The organism is Pseudomonas koreensis (assembly GCF_025447595.1).
In the GTDB taxonomy this organism is placed as follows: Bacteria; Pseudomonadota; Gammaproteobacteria; order Pseudomonadales; family Pseudomonadaceae; genus Aquipseudomonas; species Aquipseudomonas koreensis_H.
In genome coordinates, this window is the sequence record NZ_JAOEJU010000006.1 from 55327 (window position 1) to 71451 (window position 16125).

17 protein-coding genes are annotated in these 16125 nt (G+C 59.4%); 9 read left to right on the plus strand and 8 right to left on the minus strand.

Features of this window, described 5'->3' with window-relative positions; all coding sequences use genetic code 11:
• Positions 1 to 127 precede the first annotated feature (127 nt).
• Positions 128 to 484 carry a PilZ domain-containing protein gene (locus tag N8H71_RS10295; protein WP_262193905.1) on the plus strand — a complete coding sequence of 119 codons (357 nt, stop codon included), beginning with the start codon at positions 128 to 130 and terminating at the stop codon, positions 482 to 484.
• Here N8H71_RS10295 and radA read toward each other — a convergent pair whose 3' ends face one another.
• Both radA and katB read right to left on the minus strand, forming a co-directional pair.
• A complete protein-coding gene (radA, locus tag N8H71_RS10300; protein ID WP_114885656.1) occupies positions 485 to 1852 on the minus strand; it encodes a DNA repair protein RadA in 1368 nt (455 codons plus the stop codon).
• 143 nt (positions 1853 to 1995) lie between these two features.
• The gene (gene katB, locus N8H71_RS10305) at positions 1996 to 3537 is read right to left on the minus strand and encodes a catalase KatB (RefSeq protein WP_262193906.1); all 1542 of its coding nucleotides are present in this window, start codon (positions 3535 to 3537) and stop codon (positions 1996 to 1998) included.
• 285 nt (positions 3538 to 3822) lie between these two features.
• Here katB and mscL point away from each other — a divergent pair, with 285 nt between their 5' ends.
• Entirely contained in the window at positions 3823 to 4236 is a 414-nt protein-coding gene (gene mscL / locus N8H71_RS10310; RefSeq protein ID WP_217830085.1) for a large-conductance mechanosensitive channel protein MscL, read from the plus strand.
• A gap of 34 nt (positions 4237 to 4270) precedes the next feature.
• Here mscL and N8H71_RS10315 read toward each other — a convergent pair whose 3' ends face one another.
• Positions 4271 to 5047, minus strand: coding sequence for a ferredoxin--NADP reductase (locus N8H71_RS10315; protein ID WP_262193907.1), 777 nt, complete (start codon positions 5045 to 5047; stop codon positions 4271 to 4273).
• Positions 5048 to 5341: 294 nt separating this feature from the next.
• Between N8H71_RS10315 and N8H71_RS10320 the strand changes: the two genes are divergently transcribed.
• Together N8H71_RS10320 and N8H71_RS10325 are read left to right on the plus strand one after the other, a co-directional pair.
• Complete coding sequence (locus tag N8H71_RS10320; protein ID WP_262193908.1) at positions 5342 to 6055, plus strand: LuxR C-terminal-related transcriptional regulator; 714 nt, start codon at positions 5342 to 5344, stop codon at positions 6053 to 6055.
• Positions 6056 to 6217: 162 nt separating this feature from the next.
• On the plus strand, positions 6218 to 7342 hold the full coding sequence (locus N8H71_RS10325; RefSeq protein ID WP_262193909.1) for a methyltransferase: 1125 nt from the start codon (positions 6218 to 6220) through the stop codon (positions 7340 to 7342).
• A gap of 69 nt (positions 7343 to 7411) precedes the next feature.
• Here N8H71_RS10325 and N8H71_RS10330 read toward each other — a convergent pair whose 3' ends face one another.
• The 3 genes from N8H71_RS10330 to N8H71_RS10340 form a co-directional block, all read right to left on the minus strand.
• The gene (locus N8H71_RS10330) at positions 7412 to 7579 is read right to left on the minus strand and encodes a DUF2474 domain-containing protein (RefSeq protein WP_007950992.1); all 168 of its coding nucleotides are present in this window, start codon (positions 7577 to 7579) and stop codon (positions 7412 to 7414) included.
• 77 nt (positions 7580 to 7656) lie between these two features.
• Complete coding sequence (gene cydB / locus N8H71_RS10335; RefSeq protein WP_085732878.1) at positions 7657 to 8664, minus strand: cytochrome d ubiquinol oxidase subunit II; 1008 nt, start codon at positions 8662 to 8664, stop codon at positions 7657 to 7659.
• A gap of 3 nt (positions 8665 to 8667) precedes the next feature.
• Positions 8668 to 10104: a cytochrome ubiquinol oxidase subunit I gene (locus N8H71_RS10340; RefSeq protein ID WP_262193910.1), complete on the minus strand. Its 1437-nt coding sequence runs from the start codon at positions 10102 to 10104 to the stop codon at positions 8668 to 8670.
• A gap of 400 nt (positions 10105 to 10504) precedes the next feature.
• Between N8H71_RS10340 and N8H71_RS10345 the strand changes: the two genes are divergently transcribed.
• The 3 genes from N8H71_RS10345 to N8H71_RS10355 all read left to right on the plus strand — a co-directional run bounded on the left by N8H71_RS10345 (position 10505) and on the right by N8H71_RS10355 (position 12430).
• Positions 10505 to 11743: an MFS transporter gene (locus tag N8H71_RS10345; RefSeq protein WP_262193911.1), complete on the plus strand. Its 1239-nt coding sequence runs from the start codon at positions 10505 to 10507 to the stop codon at positions 11741 to 11743.
• Positions 11744 to 11849: 106 nt separating this feature from the next.
• A complete protein-coding gene (locus N8H71_RS10350) occupies positions 11850 to 12128 on the plus strand; it encodes a type II toxin-antitoxin system RelE/ParE family toxin (RefSeq protein WP_085747693.1) in 279 nt (92 codons plus the stop codon).
• 14 nt (positions 12129 to 12142) lie between these two features.
• Complete coding sequence (locus tag N8H71_RS10355) at positions 12143 to 12430, plus strand: HigA family addiction module antitoxin (RefSeq protein WP_045121630.1); 288 nt, start codon at positions 12143 to 12145, stop codon at positions 12428 to 12430.
• Between the two features lie 5 nt (positions 12431 to 12435).
• Here N8H71_RS10355 and N8H71_RS10360 read toward each other — a convergent pair whose 3' ends face one another.
• Both N8H71_RS10360 and N8H71_RS10365 read right to left on the minus strand, forming a co-directional pair.
• On the minus strand, positions 12436 to 12987 hold the full coding sequence (locus N8H71_RS10360) for a DJ-1 family glyoxalase III (RefSeq protein ID WP_262193912.1): 552 nt from the start codon (positions 12985 to 12987) through the stop codon (positions 12436 to 12438).
• Positions 12988 to 13054: 67 nt separating this feature from the next.
• Positions 13055 to 13504 (minus strand): YolA family protein, encoded by a 450-nt coding sequence (locus N8H71_RS10365; RefSeq protein ID WP_262193913.1) that lies wholly within the window; start codon positions 13502 to 13504, stop codon positions 13055 to 13057.
• A 220-nt stretch (positions 13505 to 13724) separates the two neighbouring features.
• Here N8H71_RS10365 and N8H71_RS10370 point away from each other — a divergent pair, with 220 nt between their 5' ends.
• Both N8H71_RS10370 and trmA read left to right on the plus strand, forming a co-directional pair.
• Positions 13725 to 15020 carry an NCS2 family permease gene (locus N8H71_RS10370; RefSeq protein ID WP_262193914.1) on the plus strand — a complete coding sequence of 432 codons (1296 nt, stop codon included), beginning with the start codon at positions 13725 to 13727 and terminating at the stop codon, positions 15018 to 15020.
• Positions 15017 to 16096 (plus strand): tRNA (uridine(54)-C5)-methyltransferase TrmA, encoded by a 1080-nt coding sequence (gene trmA / locus N8H71_RS10375; RefSeq protein ID WP_262193915.1) that lies wholly within the window; start codon positions 15017 to 15019, stop codon positions 16094 to 16096. The genes N8H71_RS10370 and trmA overlap by 4 nt, the downstream gene beginning before the upstream one ends.
• Positions 16097 to 16125: the final 29 nt, after the last annotated feature.

Below are 16125 nucleotides of genomic sequence, written 5' to 3' on the forward strand. Positions count from 1 at the left end.
CAGCCACCCCGAGTTTAGCGCTACTGGCGCCAAAGACCATACCCCGACATTGGTCTGACGCCCCGCCGTACTGGCAGCGCTCGATCAGGCGGGTCTATAGTCAGCGTACCTTCAAGAGGATTGCGCCATGAGCGAGCGTCGCCGCTTCAAACGTATCGCGTTCGATGCCAAGACCGAATTGAGCCAGGGCGAGTACATCTGGCCGGTGAAGCTGATCGACCTGTCACTCAAGGGGCTGTTGATCGAACGGCCGGAACCCTGGCTGGGCAATCCCGAGCAGGACTTTTTCGTCGACATTCATCTGAGCGAGGACGTGCACATCGAGATGGATGTGCAACTGGCTCATGAAGATCACGGCCAGCTCGGTTTTGTCTGCCGGCATATCAGCCTGGAGTCGATTCAACGCCTGCGTCGCTTGATCGAACTCAATCTGGCCGACGAAACCGAACTGGAACGCGAGCTCGGTGCGCTGATAGACGCCTGATTACTCGAACAACGAGTCCAGCGCCTGCTCCAGACGCGTGACCGCAATGATCTGCAATCCTGCCGGCGCTTCCTTCGGCGCATTGCCCTTGGGCACGATCGCCCGCTTGAAGCCGTGCTTGGCGGCCTCCTTCAATCGCTCCTGACCGCTCGGCACCGGGCGCACCTCGCCGGACAGGCCGACTTCACCGAACACCAGCAGGTCATGAGGCAATGGACGGTTGCGCAAGCTCGACATGACAGCGGCCATCAACGCGAGATCAGAGGCGGTTTCCAGCACCTTCACCCCGCCGACCACGTTGAGGAACACGTCCTGATCGTGAGTCGGAATACCGCCATGCCGGTGCAGCACCGCCAGCAACATCGCCAGACGATTCTGATCCAGACCCAGCGTGACCCGACGCGGGTTGGCCAGATGGCTGTCATCCACCAGCGCCTGGACTTCCACCAGCATCGGCCGGGTACCTTCCCACGTTGCCATCACCACACTGCCCGGGACTTCTTCCTGTGCGCGTGTGAGAAAAATCGCCGAAGGGTTGGAGACTTCTTTCAGGCCCTTGTCGGTCATGCCGAACACGCCGAGTTCGTTGACCGCGCCGAAACGGTTCTTCACCGCTCGCAGCAAACGCAACCGACCGTCGGACTCGCCTTCGAAATACAGCACGGTATCGACCATGTGCTCCAGAACCCGCGGCCCTGCGAGCGCACCTTCCTTGGTCACGTGGCCGACCAGGAAAATCGCCGTGCCGCTTTGCTTGGCATATCGCACCAGCAACGCCGCACTCTCGCGCACCTGGGACACACCGCCCGGTGCCGATTGCAGTTGTTCCGTGAAAATCGTCTGGATCGAGTCGATCACCATCACCTTGGGTTTTTCCTGACGGGCGGTGGCGATGATGGTTTCGATGCAGGTTTCGGTCATGACCCGCAGTTGATCCTGCGGCAGGCCCAGGCGGCGTGCGCGCATGGCGACTTGCTGCTGGGATTCCTCGCCGGTGACGTACAGCGCCGGCATGCTCTTGGCGAGGTTGCACAGGGTCTGCAAAAGGATCGTCGATTTGCCGATCCCGGGATCGCCGCCGATCAGCACCACCGAACCGTCCACCAGACCGCCGCCGAGCACTCGGTCGAGCTCGCCGGAGGCTGTGGAAAAACGCGGAATCTCTTCGATGCTGACTTCGGCCAGGGTCTTGATCTGGGCCTGCTGCCCGGCCCAGCCGGTGCGCCCGCTCGGGGCGGCGGCACCGCCGCTCTCGACCATGGTTTCGGTCAGGGTGTTCCAGGCGCCGCATTCGCCGCACTGCCCGGCCCACTTGGGAAAGGTTGCGCCGCACTCGGTGCAGCCGTACATGCGCTTGGCCTTGGCCATCTGAACCCCCGGCAAAAACCGCGATGATAACGCAGCCATCGCCGATCAGCGCGGCGCGCCGGGACGGATTTCTCCGCTGGCCAGACGCGCGGTGCTGCTGCCGGTCAAACCCCGACAATGGCCGGGGTTTGAAAGGGTCGCTGTCAGTCGGCCAGTTTGGCCGCCAACGCCTTGACCCGATTCAGGTCACCCTTGGCCACTTTGGTCACACCGGTGCCGTATTCCGAATCCGCCTTATAGAGGAAGGACAGCATGATGTGCTTGCTCTCGTCATCGGCGACGGCCAGCGAGCCGCCAAAGCTTTCGATCAGATCCTGACGCTCCTTCTTGCTGAACGAGCGATACAGATCACCGGCCTGCTTGAAGTTCTGCTCGCGCTGGATCTTCGCCTGTTGCGTGCTGCCCTGCAGCGCGGTCTGGCTGTATCGCGCACTTGGCGTCTCTTCACGCGGTTGCAGACGACTTGGCTGATAGTTGACACCCGAAGTGCTCGCACCGGCATTCATCGCTCCATCCTGATTGCCATTATTGACGACGGTTTTGGCCGCATTGACCGGCAATTGCAAGGCGTTGGCGCCGAGTCGATACATCTGGGTATCGGCATAGGCAAATATCCGGCCTTGCAGCAGACGGTCTTCCGAGGGCTCGATGCCCGGCACCACATTCGATGGCGCCATGGCCACTTGTTCGGTTTCCTGGAAGACATTTGCAGGATTGCGGTTCAAGACCATTTGTCCAACTTTACGCTCTGGAACACCTGGCCATATCTTGGTTGCATCAAGAGGATCAAAATCAAACTTGGACAAGTCTTGTGGATTCAAGACTTGAATGTACAAGTCCCACTTCGGAAAATTGCCTTTGTAAATGTTTGTTACCAAGTCATGAGTCATGTGACTGTAATCCTGACCCTGAACTTTCACGACCTGTTTTGGATCGAGATTTTTTATCCCCTGCAAACTTTTCCAGTGAAATTTCACATAGTGCACATCGCCCTGGGCATTGACCAATTTGTAGGCGTGCACACTGTTGCCGTCCATCTCCCGATAACTGGCCGGTGTTCCCGAATTGGAATACAACTCGGTCAATGTACGGGTGGCTTCCGGTACATGGGAGAAAAAGTCGAAACGGCGCGAGTCATCGTCAAGATTAGTACGCGGATCGGGCTTGAAGGCATGCACCATGTCCGGAAACTTGATCGCATCACGGATGAAGAACGTCGGGAAGTTGTTGCCCACCAGATCCCAGTTGCCATCGGCGGTGTAGAACTTGGTCGCAAAACCCCGTGGGTCACGCAGGGTTTCAGGGGAGTGATTGCCGTGAACCACCGCCGAGAACCGCACGAACACCGGCGTGACCTGGCCGACAGTAAACACCTTGGCCTTGCTCAGATCGCTCAGGTCATTGGTCGCGGTGAAGGTGCCATGGGCACCGGTGCCTCGGGCATGCACGACGCGCTCGGGAATACGTTCGCGGTCGAAGCGTTGCAGTTTCTGGATCAGTTGCACGTCCTGCAACAGCACCGGGCCGTTGGCGCCGGCGGTTTGCGAGTTCTGGTTGTCGCCCACTGCAGCGCCGTTATCCCGGGTCAGGGGCGCGGCATTCACGGAAAGGGTCAACAGGCCGGCGGCCAATACGCCGACAGTACGGCGATAGGGAATAATCCCTGAACCAAGTGTGGAATTCATTTCAGGTTCCTCTGTTTTTTTGAGGCGCATCCAGGTGCGCCAGACAGAGGCTAGAAGCTCGACTTGCCAAACCTAAATAGAAAGATCACAACACCGTGATTGAATATTTTTTCTTCGGAATCAGCGACTTGAGGCGTATTCCGCGCGCGATTAGTGGCACTTTGCAAACTAATTGCGAAATGGTGTGTCGATAAAAACGGGCTTTGTAAGAAGGTGTTACGCGCAGGACGCGTTATGCTGATTTACACTGCGTACACCAAACTCATCTGTAACAAGGAAATAACTATGGGCGTGCTCAGCGAGTTCAAGGCCTTCGCGGTCAAAGGCAATGTGGTCGACATGGCCGTCGGTATCATCATCGGCGCGGCCTTCGGCAAAATCGTTTCGTCGTTTGTCGGTGACGTCATCATGCCCCCGATCGGCTTGCTGATCGGCGGCGTGGACTTCAGTGACCTGGCCATCACGCTGAAGGCCGCCGAGGGCAGTGCCCCTGCGGTGGTGCTCGCGTACGGTAAGTTCATCCAGAGCATTCTTGACTTCGTGATCGTCGCCTTCGCGATATTCATGGGCGTCAAAGCCATCAACCGCTTGAAGCGTGAAGAAGCCGTGGCGCCGACCCTGCCGCCGGTACCGACCAAGGAAGAAGAACTGCTGGGCGAGATCCGCGATCTGCTCAAGGCCCAGAACAACCGGCCTTGAACACAGAAACGGCGCCTGAGGGCGCCGTTTTTTCTTACCAGTAATTTTCCACCGCCACCTGCCCCGGTCGCCGGGCCAGGCTCAGGGCCATTCCGCGTTGCTTGAGCAAGGCCCGGGTGTCATCAATCATCTGCGGATTCCCGCAGAGCATCACCCTTGAATGCGTCGGCGTCAGCTCGACGCCTGCCACCCTCTCCAGCTCGCCATTTTCGATCAGCGTGGTGATGCGCCCGTTCAGAGCGCCGGCATACGGTTCACGGGTAATCACCGGAATGAACTGGAACTTGTGGGCATATTCAGCCAGGTAGTCGCGCTGAGTCAGCTCGGCAATCAGCGGTTGATAGGCCAGTTCGCGCGCCTCTCGCACGCTGTAGACCAGAATGATTCGCTCAAATTTCTCCCAGACCTCGAAGTCCTGAAGGATCGACAGAAACGGCGCCACGCCCGTGCCTGTGGATAACAGCCAGAGATCACGGCCATCAACGAAACGATCGAGCGTCAGATAGCCAAAGGCCTGGCGCTCGATCAGCAAGCTATCCCCCGCTTTCAGCCGGCTCAGTTCGCTGGTGAACTCACCGCCCGGTACCACGATGGAAAAGAATTCGAGAAACTCGTCGAACGGCGAAGACACCATCGAATAGGCGCGCCATACCGTACTGCCGTCCTCACGTGTCACGCCAATTCGTGCGAATTGTCCGGCACGGAAGCGAAAGCCGGCATCCCGCGTGGTGCGCAAGGTGAACAGAGACGGGGTCAGCGGCTGTACATCAAGCAATGTCTGACGGCTGAATTTTTCGCTGCTGGCGGTCATTGGGTCACTCCATCAACAAGGAACCAATTGTTACGCATTAATCAACACTGAAACACCGACAGTTTGTAATGGCTTCCAATAGTGCCATTACTCTAGAAAATTTTATCAATCCGAAAACCAACATTGTTTAAATGATTAATGACATACCAACACGCTATATATATTCCCGATATACGTACTGTCCAAGAACAAAAAAATCCAAACCGTTATGTAAGAAAAGTCCTACACTCCACTCCGTGCCGGACCCATTGGATCCAATCAGGCGCCCCAGCGATTTTTTGGAGAATACCCAAAATGGAAAGGTGGAAGAAATCTCAGATTGAAGAATTGACGCGCGCGAAGAAAATCGAGAATGCTTTTCCGATCCTGAATAATTTTGCCAACAATATCGGTTTCCAGTTTTGTGGCATATCGGTCTCACGGCCGGTTTCCCCGTCACTCAAGCCATTCTTCATCAACAACTTCACATCTGACTGGAACAAAGATTACGAAGAAAACTACAGTGAAGAGGATCCAATAACAGCATATTGCCATCAATCCATGCTGCCGTTTCTCTGGTGCAAAAAAGCCTTCTCGAAGTCACCACGCATGTGGAGTGCACTTCTAAATCATGACATGGGACATGGCTGGTCACAGTCGTATCACAATGAAGAAAATGGCCTGTGCTGCACCATCAGCCTGGCACGAACCCACTGCGAAATTTTCGCCTTGGAGTTGTACAACGAATACGGCGTGTTGCAATACGTATTGCAACACTTGAGCGAGTTGTCCGTTGGTATGTTCCCACCAGTACTGGCCAAACCGCCACCTGTGCGATTGTCCACACGAGAGCTCGAAATCGTGAGGCTGTGCGCCTTGGGCAAGACAGCCTGGGAAATCGGTCAAATCCTGAATGTAGCGGAACGGACCGTGAATTATCACATTAAAAACCTGATCACCAAGTTCAACGTCTGCAACAAGATGTCAGCCGTCGTGGCCGCCGCCGCTTCCGGACACATTCCACTATAAACCGCACTGAAATCAGACGAGTATTGCCAACAAAAAAAACGTACCATTTGCAGCCTTCCTGAGTGATGTCGTGAGTCTTTCGCGCCGTTGTCCACTCGGTCGGTTCCGCTGCACGACACCCTGGGCCGCGGGACACCCGTCGATTACCCAGAGTCCCGCCCCATGCCTTTGCTCGATACGCCTTTCGCCCAGCTTGATCTGATCCGCCAGCCCGAACAGCAGAACGAACCGCTGCAAGCCTTCGACGCAGCCGACGAATACCTGCTCAATCATCTGGCCGAACAGAATCTGCCGGCGGATACCCGAGTATTGGTGCTCAACGACAGTTTCGGCGCGTTGGCCATCAGCCTTTCGGGCAAGGTGCAGGTCAGCACCAGCGGTGATTCGTTCCTGGCGTTTCAGGGACTGGAAAAAAACCTGCTGCGTAATGGCCAGCCGTTTGATGCTCTTCGCGGTAATCCTGCCAGCGAGCCGTTGGTCGGGCCGTTCGACCGGGTGCTGATCCGCGTCCCGAAAACCTTGGCGCTGCTGGAAGAACAACTGATTCGCCTGCAAGGCCAATTGGCGCCCGGCGCACAAGTGGTAGCAGCGGCGATGGTCAAGCATTTGCCCCGCGCCGCCGGTGATCTGCTGGAACGCTACATCGGCCCGGTTCAGGCTTCGCTGGCCGTGAAAAAGGCCCGACTGCTGATCGCTACGCCCGAGGCCAAAACGCCAGCCGTCTCGCCCTACCCGACCCGTTATTGCCTCGACGAGCCGGCCATCGAACTGCTCAACCACGCCAACGTGTTCTGCCGTGAAGGGCTGGATATCGGCACTCGCGCCTTCCTTCCGCACCTGCCGAAAAACCTCGGCTCTGCGCGGGTCGCCGATCTTGGCTGCGGCAACGGCGTACTGGCCATCGCCAGCGCCCTGCAAAACCCCGACGCGCATTACACGCTGGTGGACGAGTCGTTCATGGCCGTGCAATCAGCAGCCGAAAACTGGCACGCGGCGCTGGGTGAACGTGAAGTGATCGTGCGCGCCGGCGACGGTCTGGCCGGACAGGAAGCCCAATCGCTGGACGTGGTGCTGTGCAACCCACCGTTCCATCAACAACAGGTGGTCGGCGACTTCCTCGCCTGGCGCATGTTCCAGCAGGCCCGCGAAGCATTGGTCGTCGGTGGTGCGCTGTACATCGTCGGCAATCGCCACCTGGGTTATCACAGCAAACTGGCGCGGTTGTTCCGCGGTGTCGAGCAAGTTGCGGCCACGCCGAAATTCGTGATCCTCAAGGCGCGTAAATAGCCCGGACAAAAAAAACCCTCCGGTCGGAGGGTCAAAAATCCGTGCCGCAAGGCAGCGGGATGGGAAGTCTCAGTGCGTGGTCAGGCCTGCGGCGTTCATGAACATGCGCATCAGGCTGGCGACGATGAACAATGCACCGACGCTGCCGACCCAGATCATGGCCAACCAGCCGAGCCGCTGCCACAGCGGCTTTTTTTCGGCTTCTTCAATGTCGTGCAGGGAATGTTTGCCGGTCATTTTCTTTAAACCTCTTCAAGATTGATGGCGCCGCTACCGACGCCATCGCGAGCAAGCTCGCTCCCACAGGGTTTTGCTTAGTGATAGCCATCTTCATGGGTAACCTTGCCGCGGAACACGTAGTAGCTCCAGAAGGTGTAACCCAGGATGAACGGGATGATGAACAGCGTACCCACCAGCATGAAGCCCTGGCTTTGCGGTGGTGCGGCGGCGTCCCAGATCGAGATCGACGGCGGCACGATGTTCGGCCACAGGCTGATGCCCAGACCGCTGTAGCCGAGGAAGATCAGCACCAGCGTCAGCAGGAACGGCATGTAGTTGGCATTGCGCGCCACCGCGCGGATCAAACCGTACATCGTCACCAGCACCAGAATCGGCACCGGCATGAACCAGAACAGATTCGGCATGCTGAACCAGCGCGTCGCGATTTCCGGATGGGCCAGCGGCGTCCACAGGCTGACGATGCCGATTACCGCCAACAACACGAAGGCCAGAGGACGCGCCAGATTGTGCATCTGCTCCTGAAGCTTGCCTTCGGTTTTCATGATCAGCCAGGTGCAGCCGAGCAAGGCATACGCCACCACAAGAGCAGCGCCGCAGAACAGCGTGAACGGCGTCAGCCAGTCCAGTGAACCGCCGGCATATTGCCGGTTGACCACGGGCAAGCCGTCGATGAACGCGCCGAGTGCCACACCCTGGAAGAACGTCGCCGCCACCGAACCACCGATGAACGCCTTGTCCCACAGGTGACGCTTGTCGTCCTTGGCCTTGAAGCGGAACTCGAACGCCACGCCGCGGAAAATCAGCCCGATCAGCATGAAGATCAGCGGCAGGTACAGCGCCGACAGCACCACCGAATAGGCCAGCGGGAAGGCGCCGAACAAAGCCGCGCCGCCCAGTACCAGCCAGGTTTCATTGCCGTCCCACACCGGGGCGACGGTGTTCATCATTACGTCGCGGTCGGTCTTGCCGGGGATGAACGGGAAGAGAATCCCGATCCCCAGGTCGAAACCGTCCATGACCACGTACATCATGATCCCGAAGATGATGATCACGGCCCAGATCAGCGGAAGATCAATACCCATGACTCAAATCTCCTTGGTCAGGCTGCGGTCGTGTTCGGCGCCATCGTCGTCGGCAGCGGACAACGGACGGGCCGGCGTGCGTTTCTGGCCAGGACCACCGTCGTTGGTTTCCTTGCCTTCGTCGGTCTTCGGCCCTTTGCGCACCAGCCGCATCATGTAGCCCAGACCTGCACCGAACAGCGCGAAATACACCACCACGAACATGATCAGCGTGATGCTCATCTGCATGAAACTGTGGTTGGAAGACGCATCCGCCGTGCGCATCAGCCCGTAGACCACCCACGGCTGACGACCGATTTCAGTGGTGAACCAGCCCGCCAGGATCGCGATCAGACCGGACGGCCCCATCCACAACGCCAGATACAGGAACGGCCGTGATGTGTAGAGCGTGTCGCGCTTGCGCAGCCACAGGCTCCAGAGGCCGGTGAAGATCATCAGGAAGCCGAGGCCGACCATGATCCGGAACGACCAGAACACGATGGTCGAATTCGGCCGGTCTTCCGGCGGGAATTCCTTGAGCGCCGGGACTTGCTTGTCCAGCGAGTGTGTCAGGATCAGGCTGCCGAGGTACGGGATCTCGACCGCATATTTGGTTTTCTCTTCCTTCATGTCCGGCCAGCCGAACAGGATCAGCGGCGTCGCTTCGTCGCCGTGGTTTTCCCAGTGGCCTTCGATCGCGGCAATTTTCGCCGGCTGATGCTTGAGGGTGTTGAGGCCGTGGAAGTCACCGATGACCGCCTGGATCGGCGCAACGATCAGCGCCATCCACATCGCCATCGACAGCATGGTGCGAATCGCCGGGTTGTCCTTGCCGCGCAGCAGGTGCCACGCCGCCGAAGAGCCGACGAAGAAGGCCGTCGCGACGAACGCGGCAGTCGCCATGTGCATCAGACGATACGGGAACGACGGGTTGAAAATGATTGCCAGCCAGTCGGTGGGAATGACCTGGCCGTTGACGATCTCGAAACCCTGCGGCGTCTGCATCCAGCTGTTGGACGCGAGAATCCAGAACGTCGAAATCAACGTGCCGATCGCCACCATTACCGTGGAGAAAAAGTGCAGCTTGCGCCCGACCTTGTTCCAGCCGAACAGCATGACGCCCAGAAAACCGGCTTCGAGGAAGAACGCCGTAAGCACTTCATACGTCAGCAACGGGCCGGTGACCGAGCCGGCGAAGTCCGAAAAGCGACTCCAGTTGGTGCCGAACTGGTAGGCCATGACCAGCCCCGAGACCACGCCCATGCCGAAGTTGACGGCAAAGATCTTCGACCAGAAATGGTAGAGGTCACGGTAGGTATCGTTGCCGGTTTTCAGCCACAGGCCTTCAAGAACCGCGAGATAGCTCGCAAGACCGATGGTGATCGCCGGGAACAGGATGTGGAACGAGATGGTGAACGCGAACTGAATTCGGGCGAGATCTAGTGCCTCTAAACCGAACATAAGCTTTCCTCTATCAGATAACGGTTCCAAGACTGGCGGCCTTGGACCACTGCCCCCACGGGTATGGAGTGCGGCGAACTCGGATTCGTTCTTCTTTTTACAGGCATCGCGACGCAGGGAGTCTGCCGACGGGTCACGGATCAGTTCCGGGAGGGGTCTTGATCTGGATCAATCAACGTTGAAAGAGTAGTCCCATTTCCGACGAGGAACCGCGTGGTCTTTTGCCGCGTGACAAGTTGCCTCACAGCCTTGGCAACGCCCTGAAATACATCGGTGGCCGCGTTCGGTGTCCGGGTACGGAAAAATCGATGTCTGGCTAACTAAATTTTTTGTCATAGCAACTTCCTGTTACAGAGTGGTGATAATCTCGCGGTTCTCCTCGATCAAGACCGGCCCGCAAATGCCCAGCCAAGAGCCCTTGCTGTTACGTCACCACCGCCCCTTTCTTGCGTTCTGGTTTGCCCGGATCTTCACCGCCAGCGGTTTTCAGATGCTCACCGTGGCGATCGGCTGGAATCTCTATCAACTGACCGGCAACGTGCTCGACCTGGGTCTGGTCGGGCTGGTGGAATTCGCTCCACGCGTATTGTTCATGCTGCACACCGGCCACGTTGCCGATCGTTACGACCGGCGCAAGGTCGCAGCCATCTGTCAGTCGTTGCAGGCGTTGATCGCCTTGGCACTGGCCATCGGCAGCGCCACCGACCATGTCACCCGGGAAATGATCTTTATCCTTGCGTTCCTGCTCGGCGCCGCGCGCTCCTTCGAGATGCCGACCACCCAGGCGCTGCTGCCGAGTATCGTGCCCAGCGCTTTGTTCCCTCGGGCGGTCGCCGCCGCGCAGTCGGCGCAGCAATCAGCCACCATCGTTGCCCCGGCCCTCGGCGGTCTGCTCTATGCCTTCGGCAGCGTGTGGGTGTATGGCCCGACGGTCCTTCTGTATGTCATCGCCTGCACCTTGATGCTCAACCTGCCCGCGCGACAAACCCCGCTGAACAAGGGCAAGGCGACACTGGACTCGTTGTTGGCGGGGATTCGTTTCATACGCAGCCGCCCGGACATTCTCGGGGCGATTTCGCTGGATCTGTTCGCGGTGCTGCTCGGCGGCGCCACGGCGCTGTTGCCGGTGTTCGCCAAGGACATCCTGCTGACCGGGCCGTGGGGGCTGGGGTTGCTGCGTTCCGCGCCAGCGGTCGGTGCGTTGGGGATGTCGCTGTTCCTCGCACGGTTTGCCGTGGAGCGTAACGTTGGTCGGGTGATGTTCACTGCCGTCGGTGTATTCGGTGTCGCCACCATCGCCTTCGGTCTGTCGACGTCGTTCTGGTTCTCGTTGGCGGTGCTGGTGGTGCTGGGCGCGGCGGACATGATCAGCATGGTGATCCGCGCATCTTTCGTACAACTGGAAACCCCGGACGAAATGCGCGGCCGGGTCAGCGCGGTGAACGGCCTGTTCATCGGCGCCTCGAACCAGTTGGGCGAATTCGAATCCGGCCTCACCGCGCACTGGTTCGGCACCGTGCCGGCGGTGGTGATGGGCGGCATCGGCACGCTGGTGGTGACCGGGACCTGGATCAAACTGTTCCCGACCCTGGCCAACCGCGACCGGATGCATGTGCCGGCGGAAGAGGTGAAGGCCTGACTGCACGGGCTCCACCAGCGGGGCCATCCCCCAAGCACAAATAGCTCGAAAAGATGCGGTACATAGATACCGCATTGAGTGTAATGTATCGCCTTACACTCGCCGCATGATCAAATCCTTTCAGCACAAAGGCCTTCGCGGCTTCTATGAAACCGGTTCGACTCGCGGGATTCGTGCCGATCACGCTAAACGGCTATCGCGCATGCTGCAGTTCATGGATCGCGCAGCGGCTCCCGGGGATCTGGACCTTCCCGGTTGGCGTCTGCATCCACTGAAAGGGGAGCTTTGCGAGTACTGGTCACTCAGTGTGTCCGGGAACTGGCGGGTTATCTTTCGATTTGCAGGTTCGGATATCGAACTGATCGACTATCTGGATTACCACTGACAGGAGGCAGGCTCATGCCCATGCACAACCCGCCACACCCCGGTGAAACACTGCTGATGGACGTATTGCCGGAACTTGGGATCAGCGTGACCGAATTGGCTCGGCATCTTGGATTCGCTCGTCCTCACCTTTCCCGTGTTTTGCACGGACATGCGCCGATCAGCCCGGATCTCGCCGTACGACTGGAACGCGCGGGGATTGGCAAGGCTCGCATGTGGCTAGGCGTTCAAACCGACTACGACCTTTGGCAAGCCGAGCACCGTGAGCAGCCAGCCATTCAACCAATCGCTGCTCACGCCTGACCTTCTCAGGCCAGTAACTCCCCCGCTACCTTCGCTCTGGCGGCCTTGCCCGCCAGTTGCTCAACCAGAGTCAACGCAAATGCCAGCGCAGCGCCGGAGCCTTGGGCGGTGATGCAATTGCCGTCGACCACCACTGATTGATCGACGAAGGTGCAACCGGAGAGGTTATGGCTGGTGGCGGGCAGGCAGGTCATGCGGCGTTGACGTAATACACCGAAACTTTGCAGCGCGATCGCCGGGGCTTCGGCGATCGCGGCGAACAGGCGTCCGGCGCTGGCCTGATCCTTTAGCAGTTGTTGAAGAGGCTGGTGCGCTGCCAGGTGTTGCGCGCCGACAGCACCGCCCGGAAGGACGATCAGGTCGAAAGTCTGGGCCAGCACATCAATGAGCATGCCGTCGGCGGTCAGTCGCGTGCCTCGGGCGCAGGTCAGCATGCGCCGGCCTTCAATGCTGGCCGCCACCACTTCGATGCCGGCCCGGCGCAGAACGTCGATCAGGGTCACGCATTGCAGATCATCGATGCCCTCGGCGAGGGTAATCAGGGCTCTAAAGGTCATGGGCGCCATCCGCTGGGTGATCTTTAAAGCGTAGTCAGCTTTGCCCTGCCCTGTTCAGCGACAGCCGTTACTTGATGTAAAGCTGGGTGGACATCGTGTTGCGCGGGGCGTTGATCGAGGTGTTGTTGAAGGTAAAGGTGCCTTCCTGACGAGTCGCCAGATCGAAGGTGTACAGCGAACCGACGGTCTTCGCGCCCGGCGTGCACTCGGTCAGGTTGCCGTTATCGAAAGCACAGACCGGACTCCGGGTGCCGTTCACTTCAAAGCCGTCCAGTGCAGCCTGAGGCTGGCTCTGGCCGTAACCGATTTCCAGCACGTACACCTTGATGCCCGGCGCGCTGTGATCGCAACGGGTCTGCACCTGGCCATCGGTAATGTCTTCGAGCCCGCAAGACGACGACTGAACCTTGATGACTTTCACCTCGCTCAATGGCGGTGCCGACGCTGCGAGTGCCGCCGGTACACCGGCCAGCAGCAAGGCCATCAGTCCAGCGCTCTTCATCCAACCCTTGTTCATGCGATCCATCCCCGAAAAAACAGCGCGCAGTATGGCGTAGTTGGCCGTGGTGCAAAACTTCGCCGACGATCGACACCAACATCCGCCATCTTCCTCACGCTGCTGGTATGATGCGCGGCTTTTTCCGGCCCACCACAATTTTCCAGGCGCTTGCGACGGTCTGTGCTTTGCTGTTGAGGTCGATACATTCACGGCGCCACGCGCGCCACGGGGAGCAGACATGCTGGAAAGGCTGTTTCAACTCAAGGCACACAACACCAACGTGCGGACCGAGATTCTGGCGGGCGTCACGACCTTCCTGGCCATGGCCTACATTCTGTTCGTCAACCCGAGCATCCTCGGCGAGACCGGCATGGACAAAGGCGCGGTGTTCGTCGCCACGTGTCTGGCAGCCGCCATCGGCTCCACGGTCATGGGCCTGATCGCCAACTACCCGATCGCCCTCGCACCGGGCATGGGCCTGAACGCCTTCTTTACCTACACCGTCGTGCTGCACATGGGCCACACCTGGCAAGTGGCGCTGGGCGCAGTGTTCATTTCGGCCGTGTGCTTCTTCCTGCTGTCGATCTTCCGCATCCGTGAATGGATCATCAACAGCATCCCGCTGCCGCTGCGCTCGGCAATTGCTGCCGGTATCGGCCTGTTCCTGGCGCTGATCGCCCTGCACAACGCCGGTATCGTGGTCAGCAACCCGGCGACCATGGTCGGCCTCGGTGACCTGAAACAACCGGCCCCGATCCTCGCCACCCTCGGTTTTGCCCTGATCGTTGCCCTCGAAGCCCTGAAAGTGCGCGGCGCGGTGCTGATCGGCATTCTTGCGGTAACCATCGTCTCGATCGTGATGGGCTTCACCCCGTTCGGCGGCGTCACTTCGATGCCGCCTTCGCTGGCCCCGACCTTCCTGCAACTGGACATCAAGGGCGCACTGGACATCGGTCTGGTCAGCGTGATCTTCGCCTTCCTGTTCGTCGACCTGTTCGACAACTCCGGCACCCTGATCGGCGTCGCCAAGCGCGCCGGCCTGATGGGCAAGGACGGCCACATGCCGAAAATGGGCCGTGCGCTGATCGCTGACAGCACCGCGGCCATGGCCGGTTCGCTGCTGGGCACCTCGACCACCACCAGCTACATCGAATCCGCTGCGGGCGTGAGTGCCGGCGGCCGCACCGGCCTGACTGCCATCGTCGTCGCGATCCTGTTCCTGCTGGCGCTGTTCTTCTCGCCACTGGCCGCCAGCGTACCGGCGTTCGCTACCGCGCCGGCGCTGCTGTTCGTCGCCGTGCTGATGACTTCGGGCCTGGCGGAAATAGACTGGGACGACATCACCGTCGCCGCGCCGGTCGTGGTCACCGCCCTGGCGATGCCTTTCACCTATTCCATCGCCAACGGCATCGCCTTCGGCTTCATCGCCTGGACTGCGATCAAACTGCTGTCCGGCCGCGCCCGTGAGCTGAACCCGGCGCTGGTGATCCTGTCGATTCTGTTCGTGATCAAGCTGGGTTGGTTCAACGCATGACTTTTGATTCCCAGGCCTACGCCGCACAACTCGAAGACAAGGTCACACGCTTGCGTGACCTGCTGGCCCCGTTCGATGCACCGGAACCGACGGTGTTCGACTCGCCGCTGCAGAACTTCCGCCTGCGCGCCGAATTCCGCCTGTGGCGCGAGGGCGGTGAGCGTCATTACGCGATGTTCTCGCAGGATGACAAACGCACGCCGATCCTGATCGAGGAGTTCCCGATCGCCAGCCTGCGCATCAACCAGCTGATGCCGCAATTGAAGGCAGCCTGGCAGGCCAGCGCGGCGCTGAGCCACAAGCTGTTTCAGGTGGAGTTTCTGACCACCCTGGCCGGCGACGCGATGATCACGCTGTGCTATCACCGTCCGCTGGACGAGCACTGGCAAGCGGCGGCGACCAAACTGGCGGCGGACCTGGGCGTCAGCATCATCGGTCGCTCCAAAGGCAAGCGCGAAGTGCTCGGCCTCGATTACGTAGTCGAGAAACTGGAAGTCGGCGGTCGCACCTACAGTTATCGCCAGCCGGAAGGCGCATTCACCCAGCCCAACGGCACCGTGAACCAGAAGATGCTCAACTGGGCATACGACGCACTGGGCGATCGCAGCGACGATCTGCTGGAGCTGTATTGCGGCAACGGCAACTTCACCCTGCCGCTGGCGACTCGCGTACGCAAAGTGCTGGCCACCGAAATCAGCAAGACCTCGGTCAACGCCGCGTTGAGCAACCTGGCCGAAAACGCTGTGGATAACGTCACGTTGGTGCGCCTGTCCGCCGAAGAGCTGACGGAAGCTCTGAACGAAGTTCGCCCGTTCCGTCGCCTGCACGGTATCAACCTGAAGAGCTACGAGTTCGGCAGCGTGTTCGTCGACCCGCCACGGGCCGGCATGGACCCGGACACCTGCGAACTGACCCGGCGCTTCGACAACATCCTGTACATCTCCTGCAACCCGGAGACGCTGGCGGCCAACATCGCCCAGCTGCACGACACGCACCGCATCACCCGCTGTGCGCTGTTCGACCAGTTCCCGTGGACTCACCACATGGAATCCGGCGTGCTGCTGACCCGACGTTGATCGCAAGTGCCAGAAACAAGAAAGCCGTC

What these genes read in the sequence shown, in the direction of transcription:
- N8H71_RS10295 (WP_262193905.1), top strand. Translation starts at nt 128, where the DNA reads ATGAGCGAGCGTCGCCGCTTCAAACGTATCGCGTTCGATGCCAAGACC.
- radA (WP_114885656.1), bottom strand. Translation starts at nt 1,852, where the DNA reads ATGGCCAAGGCCAAGCGCATGTACGGCTGCACCGAGTGCGGCGCAACC.
- katB (WP_262193906.1), bottom strand. Translation starts at nt 3,537, where the DNA reads ATGAATTCCACACTTGGTTCAGGGATTATTCCCTATCGCCGTACTGTC.
- mscL (WP_217830085.1), top strand. Translation starts at nt 3,823, where the DNA reads ATGGGCGTGCTCAGCGAGTTCAAGGCCTTCGCGGTCAAAGGCAATGTG.
- N8H71_RS10315 (WP_262193907.1), bottom strand. Translation starts at nt 5,047, where the DNA reads ATGACCGCCAGCAGCGAAAAATTCAGCCGTCAGACATTGCTTGATGTA.
- N8H71_RS10320 (WP_262193908.1), top strand. Translation starts at nt 5,342, where the DNA reads ATGGAAAGGTGGAAGAAATCTCAGATTGAAGAATTGACGCGCGCGAAG.
- N8H71_RS10325 (WP_262193909.1), top strand. Translation starts at nt 6,218, where the DNA reads ATGCCTTTGCTCGATACGCCTTTCGCCCAGCTTGATCTGATCCGCCAG.
- N8H71_RS10330 (WP_007950992.1), bottom strand. Translation starts at nt 7,579, where the DNA reads ATGACCGGCAAACATTCCCTGCACGACATTGAAGAAGCCGAAAAAAAG.
- cydB (WP_085732878.1), bottom strand. Translation starts at nt 8,664, where the DNA reads ATGGGTATTGATCTTCCGCTGATCTGGGCCGTGATCATCATCTTCGGG.
- N8H71_RS10340 (WP_262193910.1), bottom strand. Translation starts at nt 10,104, where the DNA reads ATGTTCGGTTTAGAGGCACTAGATCTCGCCCGAATTCAGTTCGCGTTC.
- N8H71_RS10345 (WP_262193911.1), top strand. Translation starts at nt 10,505, where the DNA reads ATGCCCAGCCAAGAGCCCTTGCTGTTACGTCACCACCGCCCCTTTCTT.
- N8H71_RS10350 (WP_085747693.1), top strand. Translation starts at nt 11,850, where the DNA reads ATGATCAAATCCTTTCAGCACAAAGGCCTTCGCGGCTTCTATGAAACC.
- N8H71_RS10355 (WP_045121630.1), top strand. Translation starts at nt 12,143, where the DNA reads ATGCCCATGCACAACCCGCCACACCCCGGTGAAACACTGCTGATGGAC.
- N8H71_RS10360 (WP_262193912.1), bottom strand. Translation starts at nt 12,987, where the DNA reads ATGACCTTTAGAGCCCTGATTACCCTCGCCGAGGGCATCGATGATCTG.
- N8H71_RS10365 (WP_262193913.1), bottom strand. Translation starts at nt 13,504, where the DNA reads ATGAACAAGGGTTGGATGAAGAGCGCTGGACTGATGGCCTTGCTGCTG.
- N8H71_RS10370 (WP_262193914.1), top strand. Translation starts at nt 13,725, where the DNA reads ATGCTGGAAAGGCTGTTTCAACTCAAGGCACACAACACCAACGTGCGG.
- trmA (WP_262193915.1), top strand. Translation starts at nt 15,017, where the DNA reads ATGACTTTTGATTCCCAGGCCTACGCCGCACAACTCGAAGACAAGGTC.